Origin of the sequence: Sinomicrobium sp. (assembly GCA_029266035.1) — a bacterium.
Taxonomy (GTDB): domain Bacteria; phylum Bacteroidota; class Bacteroidia; order Flavobacteriales; family Flavobacteriaceae; genus Sinomicrobium.
Window position 1 is genome coordinate 55,034 of the sequence record JAJUFH010000004.1, and the last position, 24,463, is coordinate 79,496.

A 24,463-nucleotide genomic window follows, 5' to 3' on the forward strand; every position below is an offset into this window, starting at 1 on the left:
TAATGAAAGATCTCTTCTCTGGGCATGCAGCTGATTATTCCCGATTTCGCCCAAGCTATCCCGAAGCACTGGTGTCGTATTTGGCATCTATGCCGAAAAGCAGAGAAATTGCCTGGGATTGCGGTACGGGAAGCGGACAATTGGCAGGAGCCTTGGCAGCATATTTTAAAAGTGTTTATGCCACCGATATCAGCGAGAAGCAAATGCAAAATGCGGTTCAAACCCCTAACATACACTATTCGGTATGCCCGGCCGAATCGACTTCTTTTGCCGACAAGCAATTCGATCTAATCACGGTAGCACAGGCTGTACATTGGTTTGATTTTGACGCTTTTTACAAGGAGGTGAAAAGGGTGTTGAAACCTGGCGGATCCCTCGCCGTTACGGGCTATGCGCTGCTCGAGGTAGACAGCGAAGTAGATGAGGTAATCCTCGAACTGTACAGCGGATTGCTGAAAGGGTATTGGGATCCCGAGCGGAGGTATATAGATGAGGAGTACAAGACCATTCCTTTTCCATTTACTGAAATAGAATCTCCTAAGTTCAGAAATGAATATCAGTGGAGCTTAGCACAGCTTACAGGATATCTGGAAACCTGGTCGGCCGTAAAACACTATACCCGAGATAAAGGGGTGAGTCCGGTAGCACTTGTAGGCGACCAACTTAAAGCAGCCTGGGGTGATGCAGATACAAAAACGGTCAACTTTCCGATATTGTTAAGGGTTGGAAGAAATGATTCGGCAGTAATCCCTTAAACCGCTGAGGCTTTGTTCGCCCAGTAAGGCCAGTTCTACATCGGAGAGGTGTTTGTAATTTGTAAGTAGTTTTGGTCGTCTCATGATATTGGTTTTTATTTCAATGTTTTTACAGTACTACTTTTTATAAGCGATTTCATTTGTGTTATGGCTACGGAGTTGAGTTGAATCAGTCTTTTATTCTGAGAAAGCCCCTGTTGTATCAACAAGGCATTTATACTTTCCATATTGCTCAGCACTACCAATTGCTCTATGGTAGCCGTATCGCGTATGTTTCCTTTTTGATGGGGATTGCTTTCACGCCATTCTTTGGCGGTAATACCAAACAAAGCCACGTTTAGCAAGTCCGCTTCATCGGCATACACCATACTGGCTTGCTGTTTGGTGATTTCTTTTGGTATTAGATTGGCTTTGATAGCGTCGGTGTGGATTTGATAGTTTATTTTGGAAATGGTTCGCTGTAAATTCCACTCCAAGTTCAAACGGTTGTTTTCCTCTTCTTTTAGGCGTTGGAATTCTTTGATAAAATACAATTTAAAACTGGCCAATATCCAAGAAGCAAATTCAAATGCAATGTCCTCGTGAGCAAAGGTACCACCATTTTTTCCCATTTTAGAGGTAATACCTTTAGCATTAACTGTGGCTATCCACTTGGAAGGCGAAAGTGTAAATGAGTTACTTCCCGCTTGGTGTAAAAAGGGGTCGATTTCGGCTCCTTTAAAATCGGGATTATTCAATTGTTCCCACAAGCCGAGAAACTCAATAGTGGCACGCGAACGCATCCAGTTTTTTACTACGTCTTTAGGCTCGGAGGCATTTTTAAATCTCGCAATATCAGTTAGCGAAATATAATCTTCTTTATTGTTTTCATATACAACAATGTCTATGCCTTTTACGTTTATTTTTTTCTTAGCAACCATATCCTAATGTTTTTAAAACGCACTAATACTGATTACATACAAGTTTTGTTTTGAATATTTGTGTGACAACAATCAATAAATATTGTTTTTTCTTCTTGTAAATATAGTATTATTACTACAAAAATAAAAATTTAGAATAGGGAAGGGCATTGAGGAAGGAAAGAAATGACGCTATAGTTGTATAATAGCAAGCAATTCCTTGCCCAGAATCCAAAATGGAATAGGGAGGGTTAAAGAACGATAACAATTAGAGCAAATCTCAATACTCCGAAGAGAAATGCAATTTTACCGAAGGGTATTTTTGCTGTGTCATTTGAATCGAAAAAGCGGAATCTGCAAGGAATACCAATTGCCCCTGTTTGTCTTTGGCCAGAAATTTTTGTTTTACTCTCTTAAATTCTGCAAACTCCTCACTTTTAGCATCATCTGGTACTACCCAGCACGCTTTGTGTATGGGGAACATCTCGTAGGTACATTTTGCGCCGTATTCGTGCTCCAAACGATATTGGATGACTTCGTATTGTAATGCTCCCACGGTACCTATCACCTTTCGTCCGTTCATTTCGAGAGTAAACAGCTGCGCAACTCCTTCGTCCATCAACTGATCTATCCCTTTGGCCAGTTGTTTGGCTTTCATAGGATCGGCATTGTTGATATATCGGAAGTGTTCGGGAGAGAAACTCGGGATACCCTTAAAGTGAAGTATTTCTCCTGAGGTAAGTGTATCACCTATCTTAAAATTTCCCGTATCGTGTAAGCCCACGATATCGCCGGCATAGGAGACATCTACAATTTCTTTTTTCTCGGCAAAAAAGGCATTCGGACTGGAAAACTTCAGCTTTTTATTGTGTCGTACATGTAGGTATGGGGTATTTCGTTCGAAGGTTCCTGACACGATCTTGACAAAGGCGAGGCGATCACGGTGTTTAGGATCCATATTGGCGTGAATCTTAAACACAAAGCCGGAAAAGGCCTCTTCATCTGGCTTTACCAGTCGTTCTTCACTTTGTTTAGGTCTCGGGAAGGGAGCGATGTCGATAAAACAGTCCAGCAATTCCCGAACTCCAAAGTTGTTGAGGGCTGAGCCGAAAAATACTGGTTGTAATTCTCCTTTGAGATAGGCTTCGTGTTCAAATGGAGGGTATACACCTTGTGCTAATTCCAAATTTTCGCGAAGGGTCTCGGCAGCTTCTCTACCTATTATGTCGTCCAGTTCCGGGTCTTCTAACTGATCGAAGGCAATGGTCTCTTCAATATTCTTTTTGCTGTCACCGCTAAAGAGATTGATATTTTTTTCCCAGATATTGTAAATTCCTTTAAAGTCATATCCCATACCTATGGGGAAACTGAGCGGGCTAACTTGTAAGCCGAGTTTTTGTTCTACCTCGTCCAATAGGTCGAAAGCATCTTTACCCTCACGGTCGAGTTTGTTGATAAAAACAATCATCGGGATGCTTCGCATACGACATACTTGCACCAGTTTTTCTGTTTGTTCTTCCACACCTTTGGCTACGTCTATGACGACAATAACACTGTCTACAGCGGTGAGTGTACGGAAAGTGTCTTCTGCAAAATCCTTGTGTCCCGGAGTATCGAGAATATTTATTTTTTTGTCCTTGTAGTTAAATGCCAATACGGAAGTAGCTACAGAAATCCCCCTTTGCCTCTCTATCTCCATAAAGTCGCTCGTAGCTCCTTTTTTGATTTTGTTGCTTTTAACAGCTCCTGCTTCCTGAATAGCTCCGCCAAAAAGCAGCAGTTTTTCTGTCAGTGTTGTCTTTCCCGCATCGGGGTGAGATATGATTCCGAAAGTTCTCCTTTTACTAATTTCCTGTACTAAACCCATAGTTTCCGTATTGCGGATGCAAAAGTAAGTATTATAATATGAACTTCTGAAGCGGAATAAAAAGGATTTTTTGCTCAAAAAACGAGAATATTGAAATCTCAAATTGAAAGTTAAGTCTTATATTAGCTCATTGAATATGTCTATTGGAGATTATTTTTATATAAATAGAATTTTTTTGTGATGAATAGTGATATTTTGAGAATAAAATTAGCCGTGTTTTTTCTGTTGTGTACAACGGGAGTGTTTTCCCAACGCCACCTGGCAGCCGATCGTTACTTCGATCAATTGGCCTATGTAAAATCGGCTGAACTATACGAAGGGCTTGTGCGCAAGGGAGATTCTACCGTACATGTGTTGGGGCGCCTCGGCGATTCTTACTATTACAACACCAATATGGAACAAGCAGAAAAGTGGTACGGCATTCTTATTCGTATGTACGAACAAGAGGTGGGACCCGACTATCTGTTTCGCTATGCCCAAGTTCTAAAGGGAAATCGCAAATATGAAGAGGCGGTGAAATGGCTTAAAAAATCTGCCGAAAAAGGAGGGGATGATCCTGAAATGATCAGACTTATAGAGGAGGGAGACTATTATACTAAGTTGAACAATCCCAAAGCTCGATTGTTTGGCAATCTGCACAATATGGCTATCAATACGGAATACTCCGATTTTGGAGGCTTTGTTCAGGGTGACAAATTCTACTTTGCATCTACTAAGCCCTCTGGGGGGCGAACGCGAATATACGACTGGAATAAACAGCCTTTTCTCGATATTTATGTGGGAGATCGCATGGGCAATGAGCTTTACGATGCCCGAAAGTTGGAGGGGGAAGTCAATTCTCGATTTCACGAGGCAACCGTGACCATTACCAAAGACGGGCAAACCATGTATTTTACCAGAGATAATGCAGAAAATGGAAAGCGAACTGAAAAGGATGAAAAAGGGACTGTGCACTTGCAGTTGTACAAAGCGTCTTTGGGTGCTGATGGAACCTGGGGTAACATAGTGGAGTTGCCTTTTAACGATGTGAGCTATTCCGTTGGACATCCTGCCTTGAGCCCTGATGAAAAAAAACTCTATTTTGTGTCCGATATGCCAGGAGGGTATGGAGTAACCGATATTTACGTGGTAGATATTCACGGAGATGGAACGTATAGTACACCAGAAAACCTAGGGAAAACAATCAATACCCGTGGACGAGAGATGTTTCCCTTTGTCGATAAAGACGGGGTATTGTACTTCTCGTCAAACGGTCATCCCGGTTTGGGCGGACTAGACATATTGATCAGTGAGCCTGTTAACGGTGCTTTTGGAAAAGTGACCAATCCCGGAGTTCCGATAAACAGTCCGATGGACGATTTCGGATTTGTGATGAATGAGGATAAAACCGAAGGCTATCTCTCGTCAAACCGCATCGGGGGCAAGGGAGATGACGATATTTACCACTTTACCGCAAGAGAGTGTATGGTTACTATTAATGGAGTGGTTACTGATAAAAGCAGTGAAGAGCCCCTGGTAGAAGCTTCGGTGCGAATCGTGGCTCCCGGAGGTGGAGTAGTAGCCAAGGTGCTTACTGATACAGATGGACAATACAGTCTTAAAGCCGATTGCCTGGAAGGAAGTTACACCGTGGTAGCCGAGCTGGAAGACTATCGCGCTGAACAACAAGAGGTGAATGTAAACGGAAAGGAAGAAGCCGAAGTAAATTTTGCACTTACACCACTTATTGTAGAAGATGAAATTGTAATCAACCCCATCTATTTCGATTATAACCGCTGGGAAATTCGTCCCGACGCAGAGTACGAACTGGAGCATATTGTTAGTGTGATGAATGCGCATCCGGAAATGGTGATTAAAATAGAGGCCCATACCGATTCTAGAGGAAATGATGCCTACAATGAAAAGCTGTCCGATAATCGCGCTAAGGCTACTCGCGATTATCTGTATTCAAGAGGAATAGCGGAAGAACGTATTGAAAGCGCTATAGGATACGGCGAAAAGCACTTGCTTAATCACTGTGCTAACGGAGTAGATTGCACCGAAGAAGAACACCAACAAAACCGAAGATCGTCTTTTATTATCGTAAGACGCTAGCGGAATAGAGGTTTCTCTTTGTGCATCTGCAGTTGTAATATCATCCTGTGTCAGTTGTTTTACAGCTGAATAACTATGGGGAGTATCAGACTGATGACAATATAAGCTAGTACGATAGTTTTTTTTAAGACTGTTTGCCTATCAGTTTTTATAGCATTGTATTTCAGTATGATATCGATATACTTTTCGGTATCTATATAAGTGTGGCATACCGTTAAGTGAACCGGGAAGATAACAGCTATGGCTAACAAATCCGGATTGGGCATGCCAGGTGCTAGTCCGTAGAATATGTGTAGCACAACATACAAGTTGGCAAAGATCAGTAACGACATAAAGATACAGGCAGTGTAGTGAGACATCCCGTTGTTATTCGACATTTTTAGAGCTAGATTGTACAAAGTGTAAAAAAGCATACGACAGAGTTTTTTGATGAGACAAGTGTAAAGGCTGTATTATGTATACACACTACACTGTTAGTAGTCCCATTAAATAGTGAAAATTCCCGCTCTCCCGACTTTGGTCGGCTTCTCGCAATGACACCTTCAACTTTCTGTAAGCCAAGTACTGTCATTCAGAACGGAGCCCTAGCGAAGTGCCTGTCCGCCGGAGGAGGAAAGAATCTCAGCCCAAGACCAAAGTATCTTCAACAGCACAACGTCTACCCTAGAGATTCCTCCTATCGTCGGAATGACATCACAGTTCATTCAGAATGTAGTGAAGAATCTCCCCCCAAGACCAAAGGCGCTTCAAAAGCACAACGTCAAAACAAGAGATTCCTTCAAGTCCTCCCATCTCCCAGTCTCTTCATCTCCACGTCTCCCCATCTCCAAGTCTCCACGTCTCCAACTCTCCCCATCTCCAACTCTCTCTGTCACTTTACTTTTGAACTTTAATTGTAAAGGAGTACCTTTGCACAAAATTTTTAAAAAGCAAATGGCTACAAACAGAACATTTACAATGATTAAACCCGATGCTGTTGAAAACGGACATATCGGGGCTATACTGGAAAAGATAACTGCTGCTGGTTTTAGAATTGTGGCAATGAAGTACACTCAGTTGAGCAGGAGGGATGCCGAAGAATTTTATGCTATCCACAGCGAACGCCCTTTTTTCGGTGAATTGGTAGATTTTATGACCAGGGGACCTATTGTTGCTGCTATACTTGAAAAAGACAATGCTGTAGAAGATTTCAGAGCATTGATAGGAGCTACAAATCCTGCGGAGGCTGCAGAGGGGACTATAAGAAAGCTGTATGCAACTTCGATAGGAGAAAATGCAGTGCACGGTTCCGACAGCGATGAGAATGCGGCTATAGAAGGAGCATTTCACTTTGCCGGAAGGGAGATTTTTTAAATTTTACCGATTGTATAAAATAAAAGACCTTTTTCGAAATATCGGAAAAGGTCCTTTATTTTTGAGCTGAAAGGGCAATTCATCTACTGTGTGGTAACTATCTCAACACTATTTTCTTTATCAGCTCTTTTCCGAGTTCTTCGTTGATTATGGCGATGATTTTTTCTTTCCCGTAGCTGAGTTCTTCTCGCAATACCGAAGAGGTGAGACTTACGTATAAGGTGTCGTTTTTGAGCTGTATGTCGGAGGTGTAATTGGCAATACCACTGCCCATAAGCTGCTTCCACGCCTTTCGCACATCTATCTTATCCATGCCCGATTGCAGCTTGTTCTCCGCGATAAAGGCTTTCAGTCCTTCCGATAGTGATATGTGTTCGCTGTGTCGCTTTGCCATGATGTAGTCGTATTATTTTTCTTGTAAATCTCCCAAATCGAGGGGCTCATATCGTTTGTAAAGGTAATTCAAATTATCTGCATTTCGCAGTATTAGTCGGTTTTCAGTCAGCTTAATTACCTCTTCTTCCCACTGACTTAGCGAGGTGTGATATTTGAGAATAAGGCGATTGTCTTTTAGACCGATCGAAAAATTTTCACTGTCGTTTGTGGTGTAATATTCTCCGTCTAAACGGGGCTGCATTTTTTTTCGAAATCCCGTGCTGTCGGTTGTTAACTCTATATAATCGACTGTAGTATTTACGTCAAATTCTTTTGTGTCGCCACCAGGAAACTCTACGCTTTCAATTTCCCAATAACCGGTGAGCTGCTGCAGCTGTGTTTCGGGAGAAGGGGTGCAGCCAGTAAAAAGGGTAGACAGACCTATCAGGAATGCTGTTGCGATATTGGTGTACTTCATAGTTAATGATTTTATTGTTTTTATGTTGTCCGATGTCATCTGACTAGAAGTAGTCTTCAGCTCGGACTTTCTACCTTCAAAAACGATTATAGTTGGAATACTTTATAAGACCGGGCAGTTTCCCGCACTACAGCTTCTGTTCGACTGGCATGGGTGTCGCTGATAAACAACTGTCCGAAATTGTTTTCCATCAGTTTTACAATGCGCGCCACGCGGTTTTCATCGAGTTTGTCAAATATATCGTCGAGTAATAGGATAGGCGATACGCCGGCCTGTTGTTTTATAAAATCGAATTGGGCCAGCTTTAGAGCGACCAAAAAGGATTTCTGCTGCCCTTGGCTGCCGAATTTTCTTATTGGATAGCCGTCGATTTCCAGGCTGAGGTCATCACGGTGTATCCCGGTGCTGGTATATTGAAGCGCTCTGTCTTTGTTGATGGCGTTTTTGAGCAGTTCGTCCAGCGGCTGCTCCGAAAGTGAGCTGCTATAGGAGATATTTACATTTTCACCACTGTTGGAGATGGCTCTGTATCGCTCCAAGAAAATAGGGACAAATGCTTCGAGAAATGCTTGTCTGCCTTTGAATATTTCTGAACCGTGAAGGTGGAGCTGCTCGTTGTATATACTTAAGGTGTTGTTGTCGTATGTGTGGTTTAAGGCAAAGTACTTTAACAGAGAATTTCGCTGACTCAGCGCCCTGTTGTACTGAATGAGGTGATCGAGATAGATTTTGTCGGACTGTGAGATAACACTATCTATAAACCTCCTACGAGTTTCACTACCCTCCACAATAAGGTCGCGGTCGGCCGGAGATATGATAACTAAGGGGAGAAATCCGATATGGTCAGACAATTTGTCGTAAGCCTTGCCGTTGCGTTTAATTCCCCGCTTTTGTCCTTTTTTGAAACTGCATATTATGTGTTCGTCATGTCCCATTTTACTAAAGAGACCGTCTACTACAAAAAAGTCTTCTCCGTGCCTTATATTTTGAACGGCGATAGGATTAAAATAGCTCTTGCCAAAAGAAAGGTGGTAAATAGCGTCGAGAACATTGGTTTTTCCGATGCCATTGTCGCCTACCAGGCAGTTGATCTTTTCGTCAAACTCAAAGTCTTTTGCCTTGAAGTTCTTGTAATTGACCAATGATAGTTTTTTTAGAAACATACCCTTTAATGCTGTGGATTCTTGCTGTCTTTTCGGCTCGAAAGTTACCTAAACTAATTAAAATATTCGAATAAATACACTTTCATATATCAATAAAAATTATATTTTTGCGGCACAATAAAAGTCTCTAAAGATGGCAACGTATAAGAAACGAGGACATAAACCCAAGAATAAGAAGGAAGAACAGGCGGAAAACATGAAAAGTACCACAGCAGAAGTGTTTGGTACGCTCGATGAAAGTGCTTCGAGAACAGAGGCGTGGGTGGCGAGAAATCAGAAAGCTATAATTGTCGGTATCGGAGTGGTGGCCGTTGCAGCATTGGGATTTCTGGGGTATCAGGAGTTTATGAAAGGGCCTAAAAACACAGAGGCTTCCAACGAAATGATGTTTGCACAGCAACTCTTTAACGAGGCTATAAACAGCACCAATAGAGATTCACTTTACACTCTTGCTCTAAACGGAGCAGAAGGGAAGTACGGTTTCCTCGATATTATAGAGAAATATAAAGGTACAGATGCGGCCAACTTGTCTTATTACAGTGCAGGAATGGCTTATCTCAATATGAATAAGTATCAGGAAGCTATAACACATCTGGAGCAGTTTTCTTCAGAAGATGCTATGTTAGGGCCTTTGGCTAAAGGGGGGATAGGAGATGCGTTTATGCAACTCGACCAACCCGAAGAAGCTTTGGATTACTACGAGAGAGCATTTGCGGCAAACAGTAACGGCTTTACTACACCCAGATTCCTCTTCAAAGCGGGCGTAACTGCTTTAGAACTGGGTAAAAACGACCTTGCCTTAAAGTATTTCAACAGGGTTAAAGACGAATACCCTGATTCGGAAGAAGGTCGTACCATAGATATATATATCGGAAAGGTAGAAAGTTCGAATTAAGTATGGCTACAGAAAACAAAAATCTATCACAATACGATAAGACGAGTGTTCCTGATGCGAGGGCTTTTCGATTTGGTATTGTCGTTTCGGAATGGAATGACACCGTAACAGAAGGGCTTTTTTCCGGTGCAGAGGCTACTCTTTTAGACTGTGGGGTACTTCCCGAAAATATTGTACGGTGGAATGTTCCTGGAAGTTTTGAGCTGACTTTTGGTTGTAAAAAGATGCTGGAAACACAAGACGTAGATGCCGTTATAGCTATAGGGAGTTTAATCAGAGGTGAAACCAGCCACTTTGATGTTGTTTGTAATGCTGCAGCTCAAGGGATAAAAGACCTCAATGTAAAATACGATTGCCCGGTGATATTCTGTGTGCTTACCGACGATACCTTGCAACAGGCTATAGATCGCAGCGGAGGAAAACACGGCAATAAAGGCACTGAAGCTGCTATTGCCGCTATTAAAATGGCTTCTTTGAGTTAAACCTCTTCTTCTAAAGACAACAATTCTTTTTTTTTGTGACAGAGCAATGAGGTATTGCAGTTGTGAAAAATTTAACCGCACACTCCTTACATTTCTGTAGTATTTTCAGTATTTTTGAAGGATTATGGGAGCATTAGGATCGCGAAAAAATAAAAAGTACAGCTATACCCCTCGTTACTACAAGAGTGACAAGGAAGGGAGTCCTTTTAAAATAGAGGGACGCTTCGACGGTTTCAGGAGAACGACAGTAGATAACAAAGGGTTGAAAAAGAAGATTAACAATGCCTTAGAAGATCTTAGAAGAGATCCGGGTAGCAAGGCCAATAAAAATGTTCTTATCATTGCGGCCATACTGATACTTTTATTCCTCTTTATTATCGATTTTGACCTAAGTATATTCACTTCTAAGTAATAATGGCAGATATCATACAGCTTTTACCGGATCATGTAGCGAATCAGATCGCGGCAGGAGAGGTGGTACAAAGGCCAGCTTCTGTGGTGAAGGAACTCGTAGAGAACGCAGTTGATGCGGGTGCTACTGAAATCAAACTCATCATTAAAAACGCCGGTAAAACGCTTATTCAAGTGGTCGATAACGGAAAGGGAATGACCGTTACAGATGCGCGCCTGAGTTTTGAAAGACACGCTACTTCAAAGATACGTTCGGCAGAAGATTTGTTTAGTCTGCACACCAAAGGATTCAGAGGTGAGGCTTTGGCGTCTATTGCAGCCATAGCCCATGTGGAGATGAATACAAGACCACAAAACGAAGAGGTGGGTACGCGTATTTGCATAGAAGGGGGGAAGTTTATTACACAGGAAGTGGTAGCGACGGCTGAAGGAACTTCTATCGCTGTAAAAAATCTTTTTTTTAACGTTCCGGCAAGGAGGAACTTCCTCAAGTCGGATCAGGTAGAGTTGCGACATATTATCGATGAATTTCACCGGGTATCTCTGGCTCATCCAGATATTCAATTTGCCATGTATCACAACGGCAATGACCTCTTTAGCTTGCTGCCCTCCAATTATAGACAGCGAGTGGTAAATATCTTTGGGAGTCGAACCAATGAAAAACTGGTTCCTGTAAGTGAAAATACCGAGGTGCTCAAACTCTCCGGATTTGTGTACAAACCGGAACACGCCCGGAAAAGCCGAGGAGAACAGTTCTTTTTTGTCAACAATCGCTTTGTGAAGAGTCCGTACCTTCACCATGCGGTTGTAGCGGCATTTGAGGGACTTATACGCGAGCAAACTCATCCTGGCTACTTTCTGTACCTCGATATAGATCCGAAATCGGTAGACGTCAATATACATCCTACCAAGACAGAGATCAAGTTCGACGACGAACACACCCTATACGCCATTATCCGCGCTGCCGTAAAACACAGTTTAGGACAATTTAATATAGCTCCCATACTCGATTTTGACAAAGACAGCGGCCTTGATACTCCTTATAGTTACAAGGATAAACAGGCCAGTGTGCCAAGCATAGAGGTCGACGCCAATTTCAATCCGTTCAGAGACGAAGGGGAAGAGACAGGAACTACTGATGCTGCGAGAGGATCTTCTATTGGAGGAGGAAAATCGAGGAATACATGGCAGTCTGATAGAAGAGGAAGTTCTTCTAGCTGGGAAAGTTTGTATGTAGGCTTGGGAGACGGTGATGCTTCGGCTAATTTCAGCTCGGTGGAAATAGAATCGGACGAAGTAGGAGGAGGGAAACAAGAGCAAGTCCTTTTTGATCACCGTGAGGAAAATCTGCCTTCCGTCAGCACCTATCAGCTTCACCGTAAGTATATAGTGACTACCATAAAGTCGGGTATGGTGATTATAGACCAACACCGGGCCCACCAACGTGTGCTATACGAGCGCTTTTTGCGTCAGATGACGGTTAAGGAAGGGGTGAGTCAGCAATTGCTCTTTCCTATAGTACTTCAGTATTCAGCTTCCGATATGACCTTGTTGTCTGAATTAAAGGGGGCAATGGAATTTATAGGTTTTGCTATAGAACCTTTTAAAGATGAAGAAATAACTATTACCGGTATACCTTCTGGGGTATCAGAAACAGAAGTGAGTATTATCTTGGAACAACTGCTGGCAGATTTTAAAGATGAAATTCCAGATCACAGTTTTTCTCAAAGTGATCGCATGGCCAAATCTTTAGGAAAAACCCTTGCCGTACGAACGGGGGATGTGCTAAACGAAGCTGCCCAAGAAGCGCTTGTAAACGACCTTTTTGCCTGTAAAGAGCCGGGAATTTCGCCCTTTAACAGGCCTACTTATATTACCATAACCATAGAAGATCTCGAAAAAAAATTTTTGTAAATGTTTAGAATAACCGAAGCTGTCAAGCACTTGCTTATCATCAATGTGCTCTTTTTTATAGCCACTCAATTGTATCACGACCAGATGTTGGAACTGTTTTCATTGTGGTTTATTAAAAACGGACACTTTGAGTGGTGGCAGATAGTGTCGTATATGTTTATGCACGGAGGCTTCATGCATATATTTTTCAATATGTACGCCTTGTGGGCTTTTGGAGGGCCTTTAGAACAGATGTGGGGGCGCAATAAATTTTTGTTTTTCTACTTTTCGGCAGGATTGGGTGCAGCATTGATTCACGCCGCAGTGGGCTATTATCAATTCAACGAGGGGATGAACGCTCTTACCGAGGCCGGATTGGATCCCGGAAGGATATTGGCTGCCTTGAATGAAGGTAAATACAGTGAATATTGGTATCAGGTAGCCCCGAGGGAAACAGTAGATAATATGATAGGTACCTTCCTCACTCCTGCCGTGGGAGCATCTGGAGCGATATACGGTATTCTGGTCGCTTTTGCCATGATGTTTCCAAATGCCGAATTGTTTCTTATTTTTGTTCCTATACCCATCAAGGCCAAGTATTTTATGCCGGCATTGATTGCGATGGATCTGTTTTCGGGCTTTACCGGTTATTCCATTTTCGGGGGAGGAATAGCACACTTTGCACATGTGGGAGGTGCCTTGTTTGGCTTTATCATGATGTGGTATTGGAAGAAAAACCAGTTTAACAACAATAGATGGAATTAATGGGGTAATTACAATGAGTTTTTAAAGTGTTATTGTGATTAATATGAGCATAGGCAACGATATAAAATACAAATACAACACCCTTAATGTAGGCGATAAGCTTATTGTGATCAATGTGGTGGTGTTTATTGTCAATATGCTGGTAGTGTCGCTTTTTCAGCTACAGTCCGATTTTTTTATGAGGTGGTTCGAATTGCCTAAGCACTTTAGCGATTTTATCACTCAACCCTGGTCTATCATTACCTATGCTTTTTTTCACGGAGGTCTTTCACATATCTTCTGGAATATGCTGCTGCTCTATTTTTCTGGACGTATATTTTTGAATTTGTTTGGAGGGCGTCGGTTTTTAAATGTGTATTTTCTGGGAGCTATCACCGGTGGAGCCATATTTATGCTCAGCTATAATATTTTCCCTGTATTTTCTGGGATCGACACCTCGCTGATCGGGGCGTCGGCAGCGGTGATGGCTATATTGATTTTTATCTGTACTTATATGCCCAATCAGGAAGTGAGGTTGTTTTTTCTCTTCAATGTTAAACTGTGGTATATAGGTGTAGGAGTGGTGTTGATAGATTTAGTGCAGATTCCGGTAGGCAATGCCGGGGGGCATCTGGCGCATTTGGGAGGAGCTTTACTCGGGTATATCTACGCCAAAAAATTGTACGACGGAAAGGATATTGGTACAGGATTTGAACGCTTAGTGTCAGGAGTGGTCAACCTCTTCAAAAGACGAGAGAACAGACCACTCAAAACTGTACATCGCAATAGAAAGGCGCAGGCTAATACTGGAGCTGCTGCAAGCTATAATGGCAATAAAGACGATCGGCAGAAAAAAATAGACAGTATTCTCGACAAGATCAGTAAAAGCGGGTATGAAAGTCTTACTCGAGAGGAAAAGGATTTTCTCTTTAAGGCAGGTAAGGAGGATTAAAAATCTCAATACATCAGGGTGAAAAAGCTGGGAATACTTCATAAAACCATATTCTTTCTCAATACGATTTTTGCAGTATTGCTATTGCTGTCGTATATTTTGCCCTATGTGTTTCCGAAGAGCTTTCCCCTGTTGTCGGTACTCAGTCTCACTTTACCCGTGTTTATTGTAATCAATGTTGTTTTTACATTGTATTGGCTGATACAACTCAAGAGGCAGTTTCTGTTGTCACTGCTCATATTACTCATAGGCTACAAACACTTGGAGGCGATGTACAGTTTTTCTGGGGTTTCTGAAGATGAGACTGAAGGACATATTAAGTTGATGACCTTCAATGTGCGTATATTTAATGCCTACGACTGGCTGCCGCAGAAAGATATTCCGGAGCGCATTGAGGCAATGGTAGAAAAAGAGGCTCCCGATATACTGTGTTTACAGGAGTTCTACTACACCCAGGAGGATACCTTTAACGCATTTTACCCTTATCAGTTTATAAAGTATACCACAGAAAACAATCATACCGGACAGGCCGTATTTTCTAAATATCCTATAGTGGCACGAGGATCATTGGAGTTTCCAAAAACAGGAAATAACGCCTTGTATGTAGATGTGGTTAAAGACAGAGATACTTTCCGCGTGTACAATTTACATCTGGAGTCGCTGCGCATTGCTCCGAAAAAGGAGCATATTGCCATAGAAGATCCGGAAGCGCTGTACAAGCGCATGGGAAATGCCTTTGCACTACAACACGATCAAGTGGAAATTTTCGACCGCCATCGCAATAGCTGTAGCTATAAGATGATAGTGGCGGGAGACTTTAACAATACTCCTTATTCGTATGTGTACAAACGGATAAAAGGGGATATGAAAGACTCTTTTGTAGAACAGGGGAGCGGATTTGGACGATCGTATGATTTCGACTATTTCCCAATGCGTATCGACTTTATTCTGACCGATCCGGATATGGAGGTCACCGCTCATAAAAATTACGACCAACGGCTTTCAGATCACTATCCGGTGATGGCTACAATCGATCTCGGAGGTGAAAATGTCGAGGGTGATAAAGAGGAGTGAAACCAGATTGTATTTTACATAAGAAGGCAGTCGACAGTATCTGCTAGGATATGAAGCAATAGAGCGAGCCCTACTATACGGGTGGGGCGGTATACGAAGAGCAGTGTGTACACGGCAATAGCGATGTAACTGTGAAGTATGTGAAAACCTATACTACATCGGTTTGCATCAAAAATAGGGGAGGCTAGCAGGTGATCTGCATCGATGATTATTCCCGATAGCAATACTAGACTTACCTTTTTAAATTTCGGTCTGAAAAACCAGTAGGCCAGCAGTACAGGAAAAATAAAATGAAGCCCGTAGTGAATGATAAATCGAAACATTAGCGAGGGAGCTCTTGATCTTTGAGGTATGATGTGGCATTCGGACCTTCGTTAAAGAGGAGGTCGAGTATGCTGAGATTGGGAATATGACCGTGTTTTTCTTCGAATACCTGGGTATATGGACTAAGCTTAAAATGAGGCTCTTCTTTGGCGTTGACCAAATGTCTGAAGTCTTCAAGCTCCGTAGTTTCTTTCTGGTATTCGGTAGTAAATGTTTGTTTCAGTTCAATTTGTAGTATTTCGCATATCAAATTGATAGTCGCCAGGTTTAGGTCCATCAAAAAATCGTGCTTCTGATGAAAAATTCCCGCTAGATCATCTTCGTAAAATTCGAAAAAAGGAGAAGATCGATAGGCAGTTTGCAGGGTTTTCCAGTGCAATTTAGCCCAAGTGGATTCCTCTTCTATACGTACGTCCTTGTATTTTTGATGAGCTCCGGTTTTTAGGTGTTTTACCGGGATGCTGAGCAATTGTTTTCCTCCGGCTCCGTAGATGTACATACGGTTGCGATAGGTTTGTTTCTGGAAGTTGTCGTGCATTTCAAAAACAGTATCGCAATTGACCAAGGCTACCATGTGTAGTATCGATGGAAAATAGGTCGGGTGAATGAGAACTTGTCTCGACATAGCGATTTAGATTCCGTTTTGTCGGATATGTTGTTGATTATCCCTGTTGTTTTTTGCGTTTCTTTTGTACAAATCCGAAGACTATCCATGCAGCTATCGCAATGAGTAGGTATTTGAGATAGGAAACTCTTTCGCCCTCTCCGCCTACGGTGGTAAACACGCGATCCCAACGTACCTTTCCTGCAAATTTGTCCCAGCTCATCCATATAAATACAGGTTTACCTACGATGTGATCTTCCGGAACATACCCCCAGTACCGGCTGTCTTCCGAATTGTGACGGTTGTCTCCCATCATCCAAAAATAGTCCTGTTTAAAGGTATAGGAGTCTGTTTCCTGACCGTTTATGAATATAGCATTTCCTTTTACCTCTAGGGTATTGTGCTCGTATTCGCTGATAATCTGTCTGTACAGCGGAAGTGTTTTGGCATTTAGAGCCACGGTCTTTCCCTCTTCGGGTATGTAGATAGGTCCGAAATTGTCTGCACTCCATTCGGTGTTTTTGGTATTAGGAAAAATGGAAGGGTCGACTTGTCCGGCGGGAACTACTCGGCGATTTACACTCATTATATTGGGGTTTTTCTCCAGTCGAGTAGCGCTTTCTTCGGTGAGCGATTGAAAGAAGTAGCTACCGTCGTTTTGGCGATAAAAATTATCGGTTACCCCAAAGCGTTCGTACATATAAGCCGGACTCAATTCGTAGCCTGCTTTTGGGACTACGCTATAGGCGTATTGCGTTCTAGCACGGTCTGGCAATTGGGTCTGCTTTCCGTTGATATATACGTAGCCGTTTCGAATTTCGAGAGAATCACCAGGGATACCCACACAGCGTTTTACATAGTTGGACTTCTTGTCGATAGGTTTTCTGATGTTGAGGCTGGCTCTATCACCGAAATAACGAACTGTATCTGTTGGCCAGTTGAATACAACTATTTCATTTCTTTTGATGTTTTGAAATGCCGGTAGGCGGAAATAGGGCAGCTGTGGCTTTTTTAGATAGGATTTTATCTTCAAGCCCGGTATGGTATCGTGTACCATAGGGGCAGCAACAGCAGTCATCGGTGTTCTGGCTCCGTAGTGAAATTTACTCACAAAGAGAAAATCGCCGACGAGCAATGATTTTTCCAGCGAAGATGTAGGTATCACATAAGGCTGCATGATATAGGTGTGTACCAGTGTTGCGGCCACGATGGCAAAGAGTATGGAGCTGATCCATTCTCCAGTAGCAGTAGTGGGTTTAATACTCCTGTCTTTTATATAGCCAGGGTCGAGTGCATAGTTGATGTAAAAGAGGTAAAACCCCAGCGTGATTACACAGAGCAAGGTATCGGTTGTGGAATTTCGTCCGAAACTCCGAGCTGTTTCTACCCATATTACCGGAAACATTATCAGGTTGACTATGGGGATAAACAGCAGTATAACCCACCACCATGGTCTGTTGATAATTTTCATCAACACCACGGCATTGTAAACGGGAATAATAGCCTCTATAGGCTTTCTACCGGCTTTCTGATACAATTTCCAGGTTCCTGCAAAGTGAATGAGTTGCAGGATGAGAAAAAATATAAACCACGCTGTTGCTGTCATTGTCTTACTGTTGTATTCTTGTAATATAGTTTTCTTGTTTCTTCTTCACAGAAGATAGCCTGCAAATTACATAAAAGCTCGCTTATATCTGGACTTTATTGCAGATTTAATACATCTTTCATAGTAAAAACCCCCGTTTTTCCCCGTATCCATTCGGCCGCGATCACGGCTCCGAGTGCAAAACCTTCTCTACTGTGAGCGGTGTGGACAATCTCGATATCGTCTACCTTTCCCGAATACTTTATACTGTGAGTTCCTGGAACGCTATCTATGCGTTTTGCAGTGATTGGGATTTCATTTTCCCCTGCATGGTCCAATTTCCATCCTGTTTTGGAGGTATTGCGTATGATACCTTCGGCCAGTGTTATCGCCGTTCCGCTAGGCGCATCCAGTTTTTGGGTGTGGTGTATTTCTTCCATACTCACCTTATAGTCGGCTAAATTGGCCATCATACGAGCCAGATATTCGTTGAGCTGAAAGAAAATGTTGACCCCTAAGCTAAAGTTGGATGCGTAAATAAAGGCTCCATCCGACTCCTGGCATCGCTTTACCGCTTCGTCGTATCGATCGAGCCAGCCTGTAGTTCCGGAAATGACAGGAATACCCAGTTCGAAACAGCCGGTAATATTGTTAAAAGCTGCCGAAGGAATACTAAAATCAATGGCTACATCTACTCCTTTTATAGCATCAGGATTAAATGCGTCGTCAATTTTTGCTGTAATTTCATGGTTTCGGGAAAGGGCAATCTGTTCTATCATTTTTCCCATTTTTCCGTATCCCAATAATGCTATTTTCATGGTTTGTGATTTGTTGTTTGTGGTTTGTTGCTGTAATCAATATACTATACTTCTTACTAATATCTCACTACTAACATCTCATTACCAACACGTCAAAAATCAAAACTCAGTGATAGTCCGAAGGTACTTCCGCTGGTAAAATCAGTGGGTTCGACAAAGGGTCTCAATGTCAAATCCTGACCTATATTGTGCTGTTTTAGATGCGCATCTACATTGGCGTCGATAATGTTAAGCGCATAGAGTCCTATAGTAATCAGTAGTGATAAATCTTTGTTTTTCTGGTAAAATTCCTGTCCCCGTCTCAGGGCTTCGTCAGACACATCAGGACTTCCGTCGGCATTGGGTCTGCCGTCCATGTCGTAAAATTCGTCGTCGGTATAGCCAGCAAGTCTGCGTTTGTATGCGGTGCGATAGCGGTGGTATTGATCTTTGTTGGTGATGTAGAAATACATCCCCGTTCCTAAGGCTCCGTATACAAGGGGAACTTTCCAATAGCGTTTGTTGTATATTTGTCCCAAGCCCGGAAGTATGGCCGAATAGAAGGCCGCTTTGCTGGGAGATAGCGGATCGATAGTGTGTTTTACCTGAATTATTGTGTCGCGTATCACCGCGGGCTCTTCTACAAGAGTACTATCTTTTTCCTGGGTTTGATTTTCTTCTTGTGCATTCGCTTTGGTAATTGCAAAGAGAAAAATAAAGAGGAAAACAAGGTTGTACACCTTGTTTTTCAACGATATTGTATATGTAGTATGTGTTTTGATAGCCGTTTGTATTCAGGATCTTAAAAGTTTGGACAGTCGAATAAAATCCTCCTTAGAATGGAAGGGGATTATCAATTTTCCCTTACCGTTTTTAGCCACCTTTACATCGATTTTGGTTGCGAGGTATTCGGTGAGGTCGTCCATTTTATCGTCTATATAAGAAGGGAGTTTTGCCGTAGACGAGGAAGTTTTGCTCTTGCTGTCTTTTCCCTGGATTTCTTTGACGAGTTTTTCTGTTTCCCTTACCGACAGGGTATTGGAAATGACCTTTTCGTATATACTTAGCTGTACGTCTTTGTCTTCTATATTGATAAGTGCTCGGCCGTGTCCCATACTGACAAAACCATCTCGCATTCCGGTTTGGATGATGGGGTCGAGTTTGAGCAGGCGGAGGTAATTGGCGATGGTAGAGCGCTTTTTACCTACTCGATCACTGAGTTGTTCTTGAGTGAGTTGTATTTCGTCGATCAATCGCTGATAGGACAGGGCAATCTCTATGGGGTCGAGATCCTGTCGTTGAATATTTTCTACCAGTGCCATCTCGAGTGATTCCTGGTCGTTGGCAATCCGGATATAAGCCGGAACGGAAGAGAGACCAACTAGTTTTGAAGCGCGAAAACGACGCTCTCCGGAAACGAGCTGATATTTGTTAAAACCGATTTTTCGAACGGTAATAGGCTGAATAACCCCGAGTTCCCTGATCGATGTGGCCAGTTCTTTGAGGGTATCTTCGTTGAAGTTTGTACGAGGCTGAAAAGGGTTTACTTCAATAGTGTCGATATCCAATTCAACGATATTACCCACCACCTTGTCCGCATTTTTATCGGAAGCTGTTTTAATATCGTTTTCCGGATCTTTCAGCAATGCTGATAATCCCCTTCCCAGTGCCTGTTTTTTTGTCGCTTTTGCCATTAAACCTTCTCCTTGTTCTTTTTTATGATTTCACGAGCCAAATTTAAGTAATTTGTAGCACCTTTGCTGCCCGCGTCATAATTAATAATACTTTCTCCGTAACTAGGCGCTTCTGAAAGACGTACATTGCGTTGGATAATGGTGTCAAATACCATATCGTTAAAGTGTTTTTGCACTTCTTCTACCACTTGATTAGAGAGGCGTAATCTGGAATCGTACATGGTGAGCAATAGCCCTTCAATGTCTAAGCTGGGATTGTGTATTTTCTGCACGCTTTTTATAGTGTTGAGCAGTTTGCCTAAACCTTCGAGCGCAAAGTATTCGCACTGTATAGGTATAATGACAGCATCGGCCGCTGTAAGTGCATTCAAGGTGAGGAGTCCGAGTGAGGGAGCACAATCTATCAGTATGTAATCGTACTGATCGCGCATATTTTCTATAGCTTCCTTGAGCATGTATTCACGACGCTCTTTGTCTACTAGCTCTATCTCGATAGCTACCAAATCTATATGAGCCGGAATAAGGTCTAGGTTGGGAGATCCGGTTCTTATTACAGCGTCTTCAGCGTTTAGCGTGTGTTCGAGCAATTGATAGGTGCCGCCAACAACTTCTTCCACATTTACTCCTAGTCCAGAAGTGGCATTTGCTTGGGGATCAGCGTCGATAAGCAATACTTTCTTTTCCAGAACCCCGAGAGAGGCTGATAAGTTTACGGAAGTGGTAGTCTTTCCCACTCCGCCTTTCTGGTTTGCAATTGCTATTATTTTGCCCATATAGTTTTATGTTGGATTTAGACAGGTAAAAATACAACTATTTCCGGGTTATGAAAATGAAAATTGTCAACACCCTTTCGGTACCGACAACGCTTTGTGTAAAAAGTTGTTGTAGGTGAGATTCTGCTGTGGTAATCTTTTATTTCTCCGAGTTTCTGCGGATCATTTCTTCCAGCATATCCCACATTTCCGGGCTAATTCTTTCCAATATGTTAAACTGGCCTGCCCCTTTGAGCCATTCTCCGCCGTCTATGGTAACCACTTCTCCGTTGAGGTAAGCCGCAAAGTCTGAGACCAGATAGGCCGCGAGATTGGCGAGTTCTTGGTGTTCACCAACGCGCTTTAGGGGAACCTTTTTAGCCAGGTCAAACCTTTCTTTTAGTTCGCCAGGCAACAGTCTGTCCCACGCGCCCTTGGTGGGGAAGGGGCCGGGAGCAATAGCGTTAAAACGGATGCCGTATTTTGCCCATTCTACAGCCAAACTTCGCGTCATAGCCAGTACACCTGCTTTTGCAGTGGCACTGGGCACTACATAAGCCGATCCTGTCCACGCATAGGTGGTTACAATATTGAGCACTACAGTATTGGTTTGCCCTTGCTCAATCCAGTGTTTTCCAAAGGCCAGAGTACAGTTTTTACTCCCCTTGAGTACAATGTCGATAATGGTATCAAAAGCATTGGTCGATAGCTTTTCTGTGGGCGAAATGAAGTTTCCGGCCGCATTGTTGAGTAGTATGTCTACCTTGCCAAAGGTCTCTAATACCTGCTGTAGCATAGATTCTACCTGATCGTAATGGCGTATGTCGCACTGAACAGGCAAACAACGCCTCCCGGTTTCTTGTTCCAGTTGGTGAGAGCTCTGTCGCAATTTTTCCAGATTGCGAGAAGTAATGGCTACTTTGGCTCCAAGCTCTAGAAAATAATGACTCATAGCTTTGCCTAAACCACTACCACCCCCAGTGACTACAATGTTTTTGCCTTTTAAAGCATCGTCGCGAAGCATCTTGTCAGTGTACATATACTGCTGTTTTTCGTAAATATACAAAAATAGTATGCGTGCATAGTAGTTTTATGGCAGAATTTGGCGGTTTTAAAGCGGACTATTCCGATGCTGCTATGAGTATTTCGAGTATCTCTATGGCAGCTTTACTTATTTTGGTTCCGGGACCGAAAACGGCTGTCGCGCCCGCCTTGAGGAGAAATTCGTAATCTTGAGGGGGGATTACACCGCCCACAACAATCATAATGTCTTCTCTTCCGTATGCTTTTAGCGCCTCTATTACTTGAGGTACCAGTGTTTTGTGTCCGGCAGCGAGGGAGGAGATACCGACTATGTGTACATCGTTTTCCACCGCTTGTTTTGCTGCTTCTTGCGGGGTTTGGAAAAGGGGGCCGATATCGACGTCAAATCCTACGTCGGCATAGCCTGTGGCCACTACCTTAGCACCGCGGTCGTGACCGTCTTGTCCCATTTTGGCGATCATAATACGCGGTCTTCTCCCTTCCTTTTCGGCAAAGGTGTCGGCCAATTTTCGTGCTCGGTCAAAACTGTTGTCGTCTTTTATGGTTCCTGAATACACTCCTGTAAAAGATTGGATTTTTGCTTTATGCCTGCCGTAAACGGCTTCGAGCGCATCGCTGATTTCTCCCAGCGTAGCTCTGTTTCTGGCGGCTTCTACGGCTAAAGCTAATAAATTTTCGCTTTCCCTACGTGCTCCTTCGGTCAATTTGTTCAGAGAAACGGCCACGGCTTGTGGGTCTCTATTTTGTTTTACTTCCTGCAGGCGCTTTATTTGCTGATTTCTCACACTCTGATTGTCCACTTCCAGTATTTGAAGTAGTTCTTCTTCTTCTAGACGGAATTTATTGACCCCTACAATGATGTCTTGATCGCTGTCTATACGCGCCTGCTTTCGGGCAGCGGCTTCTTCGATACGCATTTTGGGAATACCGGCTTCTATGGCCTTCGTCATCCCCCCGAGCTCTTCAACTTCTTTAATGTGTTTCCAAGCTCTTTTGGCGAGCTCGGCAGTGAGATATTCTACATAGTAACTTCCCGCCCAAGGGTCGGCAGTGTTGGTGATATTGGTTTCTTCCTGTAGGTATAATTGAGTGTTGCGAGCTATGCGTGCCGAAAAATCGGTGGGCAAAGCAATGGCCTCGTCCAAAGCATTGGTGTGTAGCGATTGTGTGCCTCCAAATGCTGCAGCGGCTGCTTCTATACAGGTTCGAGCAACATTGTTGAAGGGATCTTGTTCGGTCAGACTCCATCCACTGGTTTGACAATGGGTGCGCAATACCAGTGATTTTTCGTTTTTTGGGTTGAATTGCTTGACAATTTTTGCCCATAGCATTCTACCGGCACGCATTTTGGCAATCTCCATAAAGTGATTCATGCCAATAGCCCAGAAAAAAGATAGTCTCGGTGCAAAACTGTCGATGTCCAATCCTGCTTTTAACCCTGTTCTTATGTATTCTAATCCGTCGGCAAGAGTATAGGCCAACTCAATATCTGCAGTGGCTCCGGCTTCTTGCATGTGATAACCGGAGATGCTGATGCTGTTAAAGCGAGGCATGTGTTTGCTGGTGTACTCAAAGATGTCGGCTATGATTTTCATAGACGGACTCGGAGGGTAGATATAGGTATTGCGAACCATAAATTCCTTGAGAATGTCGTTCTGTATGGTGCCCGATAGTTGTTGAGGAGTGATACCCTGCTCCTCTGCCGCTACAATATAAAAGGCCATGATGGGGAGCACCGCTCCGTTCATAGTCATAGACACAGACATGCGGTCTAGAGGGATTCCGTCGAAGAGAACCTTCATGTCTTCTACGCTGTCTATAGCAACTCCAGCCTTACCTACATCACCTACAACTCTGGGGTGGTCACTGTCGTAACCCCGGTGAGTGGGAAGGTCGAAGGCTACCGACAATCCTTTTTGTCCGGCTTCGAGATTGCGGCGGTAAAAGGCATTGCTCTCTTCTGCTGTAGAGAATCCGGCATATTGACGAATAGTCCAAGGACGCCGTACATACATGGTACTGTAGGGACCTCGCAGAAAGGGAGGAATACCTGCTGCGAAATCTAAATGATCGATGCCCTTGATGTCTTTTAGGGTAAATACAGACTTGATGTTTATCCCCTCCGGCAGCGATGTGCTATCGTGTGTGTGTCTGCTATCGTGAGAAATATTAGCGGAGGCTTGCTCGTAGGGAATGGTGATATGTTGCAAATTTTTTCTCATGTTATA

Annotated in this window: 25 protein-coding genes; 10 read left to right on the forward strand and 15 right to left on the reverse strand. The window is 43.0% G+C overall.

From position 1 onward, the window contains the following. Positions 1–2 precede the first annotated feature (2 nt). Positions 3–755, forward strand: coding sequence for a class I SAM-dependent methyltransferase (locus tag ACYZZR_RS03895; protein WP_461532686.1), 753 nt, complete (start codon positions 3–5; stop codon positions 753–755). 95 nt (positions 756–850) lie between these two features. Here the strand turns inward: ACYZZR_RS03895 and ACYZZR_RS03900 are convergent, their stop codons facing one another. Beyond that, a complete protein-coding gene (locus ACYZZR_RS03900) occupies positions 851–1,675 on the reverse strand; it encodes a KilA-N domain-containing protein (protein WP_461532687.1) in 825 nt (274 codons plus the stop codon). 259 nt (positions 1,676–1,934) lie between these two features. After that, entirely contained in the window at positions 1,935–3,521 is a 1,587-nt protein-coding gene (locus ACYZZR_RS03905) for a peptide chain release factor 3 (protein WP_461532688.1), read from the reverse strand. 180 nt (positions 3,522–3,701) lie between these two features. On the opposite strand from ACYZZR_RS03905, the gene ACYZZR_RS03910 reads away from it, so the two are divergent. Next, complete coding sequence (locus tag ACYZZR_RS03910; RefSeq protein WP_461532689.1) at positions 3,702–5,615, forward strand: OmpA family protein; 1,914 nt, start codon at positions 3,702–3,704, stop codon at positions 5,613–5,615. A gap of 59 nt (positions 5,616–5,674) precedes the next feature. On the opposite strand, the gene ACYZZR_RS03915 is transcribed toward ACYZZR_RS03910, so the two are convergent. Further along, complete coding sequence (locus tag ACYZZR_RS03915) at positions 5,675–6,028, reverse strand: hypothetical protein (RefSeq protein WP_461532690.1); 354 nt, start codon at positions 6,026–6,028, stop codon at positions 5,675–5,677. 520 nt (positions 6,029–6,548) lie between these two features. Between ACYZZR_RS03915 and ACYZZR_RS03920 the strand changes: the two genes are divergently transcribed. Then, a complete protein-coding gene (locus ACYZZR_RS03920) occupies positions 6,549–6,968 on the forward strand; it encodes a nucleoside-diphosphate kinase (protein ID WP_461532691.1) in 420 nt (139 codons plus the stop codon). Positions 6,969–7,065: 97 nt separating this feature from the next. Here ACYZZR_RS03920 and ACYZZR_RS03925 read toward each other — a convergent pair whose 3' ends face one another. The 3 genes from ACYZZR_RS03925 to recF all read right to left on the reverse strand — a co-directional run bounded on the left by ACYZZR_RS03925 (position 7,066) and on the right by recF (position 8,984). Then, a complete protein-coding gene (locus ACYZZR_RS03925; RefSeq protein WP_461532692.1) occupies positions 7,066–7,362 on the reverse strand; it encodes a DciA family protein in 297 nt (98 codons plus the stop codon). A 12-nt stretch (positions 7,363–7,374) separates the two neighbouring features. Then, positions 7,375–7,821 carry a lipocalin-like domain-containing protein gene (locus tag ACYZZR_RS03930; RefSeq protein WP_461532693.1) on the reverse strand — a complete coding sequence of 149 codons (447 nt, stop codon included), beginning with the start codon at positions 7,819–7,821 and terminating at the stop codon, positions 7,375–7,377. Positions 7,822–7,907: 86 nt separating this feature from the next. Then, positions 7,908–8,984, reverse strand: coding sequence for a DNA replication/repair protein RecF (recF, locus tag ACYZZR_RS03935; protein WP_461532694.1), 1,077 nt, complete (start codon positions 8,982–8,984; stop codon positions 7,908–7,910). 133 nt (positions 8,985–9,117) lie between these two features. Here recF and ACYZZR_RS03940 point away from each other — a divergent pair, with 133 nt between their 5' ends. The 7 genes from ACYZZR_RS03940 to ACYZZR_RS03970 all read left to right on the forward strand — a co-directional run bounded on the left by ACYZZR_RS03940 (position 9,118) and on the right by ACYZZR_RS03970 (position 15,435). Next, positions 9,118–9,879, forward strand: a complete 762-nt coding sequence (locus ACYZZR_RS03940) for a tetratricopeptide repeat protein (protein WP_461532695.1) — start codon at positions 9,118–9,120, stop codon at positions 9,877–9,879. 2 nt (positions 9,880–9,881) lie between these two features. After that, entirely contained in the window at positions 9,882–10,361 is a 480-nt protein-coding gene (ribH, locus tag ACYZZR_RS03945; protein WP_461532696.1) for a 6,7-dimethyl-8-ribityllumazine synthase, read from the forward strand. A 124-nt stretch (positions 10,362–10,485) separates the two neighbouring features. Further along, positions 10,486–10,773 carry a riboflavin synthase subunit beta gene (locus tag ACYZZR_RS03950; RefSeq protein WP_461532697.1) on the forward strand — a complete coding sequence of 96 codons (288 nt, stop codon included), beginning with the start codon at positions 10,486–10,488 and terminating at the stop codon, positions 10,771–10,773. A 2-nt stretch (positions 10,774–10,775) separates the two neighbouring features. Beyond that, on the forward strand, positions 10,776–12,686 hold the full coding sequence (gene mutL, locus ACYZZR_RS03955; RefSeq protein WP_461532698.1) for a DNA mismatch repair endonuclease MutL: 1,911 nt from the start codon (positions 10,776–10,778) through the stop codon (positions 12,684–12,686). Then, the gene (locus tag ACYZZR_RS03960; protein ID WP_461532699.1) at positions 12,687–13,430 is read left to right on the forward strand and encodes a rhomboid family intramembrane serine protease; all 744 of its coding nucleotides are present in this window, start codon (positions 12,687–12,689) and stop codon (positions 13,428–13,430) included. Positions 13,431–13,473: 43 nt separating this feature from the next. Then, the gene (locus ACYZZR_RS03965) at positions 13,474–14,361 is read left to right on the forward strand and encodes a rhomboid family intramembrane serine protease (RefSeq protein ID WP_461532700.1); all 888 of its coding nucleotides are present in this window, start codon (positions 13,474–13,476) and stop codon (positions 14,359–14,361) included. 18 nt (positions 14,362–14,379) lie between these two features. Next, a complete protein-coding gene (locus ACYZZR_RS03970) occupies positions 14,380–15,435 on the forward strand; it encodes an endonuclease/exonuclease/phosphatase family protein (protein WP_461532701.1) in 1,056 nt (351 codons plus the stop codon). Between the two features lie 14 nt (positions 15,436–15,449). Here the strand turns inward: ACYZZR_RS03970 and ACYZZR_RS03975 are convergent, their stop codons facing one another. The 9 genes from ACYZZR_RS03975 to scpA all read right to left on the reverse strand — a co-directional run bounded on the left by ACYZZR_RS03975 (position 15,450) and on the right by scpA (position 24,457). Next, positions 15,450–15,758: a DUF6122 family protein gene (locus ACYZZR_RS03975; protein ID WP_461532702.1), complete on the reverse strand. Its 309-nt coding sequence runs from the start codon at positions 15,756–15,758 to the stop codon at positions 15,450–15,452. Continuing rightward, entirely contained in the window at positions 15,758–16,384 is a 627-nt protein-coding gene (locus ACYZZR_RS03980) for a WbqC family protein (RefSeq protein ID WP_461532703.1), read from the reverse strand. Before ACYZZR_RS03980 ends, ACYZZR_RS03975 begins: the two co-directional genes overlap by 1 nt. 37 nt (positions 16,385–16,421) lie before the next feature. Beyond that, positions 16,422–17,969 carry a signal peptidase I gene (gene lepB / locus ACYZZR_RS03985; RefSeq protein WP_461532704.1) on the reverse strand — a complete coding sequence of 516 codons (1,548 nt, stop codon included), beginning with the start codon at positions 17,967–17,969 and terminating at the stop codon, positions 16,422–16,424. A gap of 95 nt (positions 17,970–18,064) precedes the next feature. Next, positions 18,065–18,766: a 4-hydroxy-tetrahydrodipicolinate reductase gene (dapB, locus tag ACYZZR_RS03990; RefSeq protein WP_461532705.1), complete on the reverse strand. Its 702-nt coding sequence runs from the start codon at positions 18,764–18,766 to the stop codon at positions 18,065–18,067. Between the two features lie 92 nt (positions 18,767–18,858). After that, the gene (locus ACYZZR_RS03995; RefSeq protein WP_461532706.1) at positions 18,859–19,497 is read right to left on the reverse strand and encodes a DUF5683 domain-containing protein; all 639 of its coding nucleotides are present in this window, start codon (positions 19,495–19,497) and stop codon (positions 18,859–18,861) included. A 42-nt stretch (positions 19,498–19,539) separates the two neighbouring features. Then, complete coding sequence (locus tag ACYZZR_RS04000) at positions 19,540–20,439, reverse strand: ParB/RepB/Spo0J family partition protein (RefSeq protein WP_461532707.1); 900 nt, start codon at positions 20,437–20,439, stop codon at positions 19,540–19,542. Beyond that, a complete protein-coding gene (locus ACYZZR_RS04005) occupies positions 20,439–21,212 on the reverse strand; it encodes a ParA family protein (protein WP_461532708.1) in 774 nt (257 codons plus the stop codon). The genes ACYZZR_RS04000 and ACYZZR_RS04005 overlap by 1 nt, the downstream gene beginning before the upstream one ends. A 139-nt stretch (positions 21,213–21,351) precedes the next feature. Beyond that, positions 21,352–22,230 carry an SDR family oxidoreductase gene (locus ACYZZR_RS04010; protein WP_461532709.1) on the reverse strand — a complete coding sequence of 293 codons (879 nt, stop codon included), beginning with the start codon at positions 22,228–22,230 and terminating at the stop codon, positions 21,352–21,354. Positions 22,231–22,312: 82 nt separating this feature from the next. After that, positions 22,313–24,457 (reverse strand): methylmalonyl-CoA mutase, encoded by a 2,145-nt coding sequence (gene scpA, locus ACYZZR_RS04015; RefSeq protein WP_461532710.1) that lies wholly within the window; start codon positions 24,455–24,457, stop codon positions 22,313–22,315. Between the last annotated feature and the right edge of the window lie 6 nt (positions 24,458–24,463).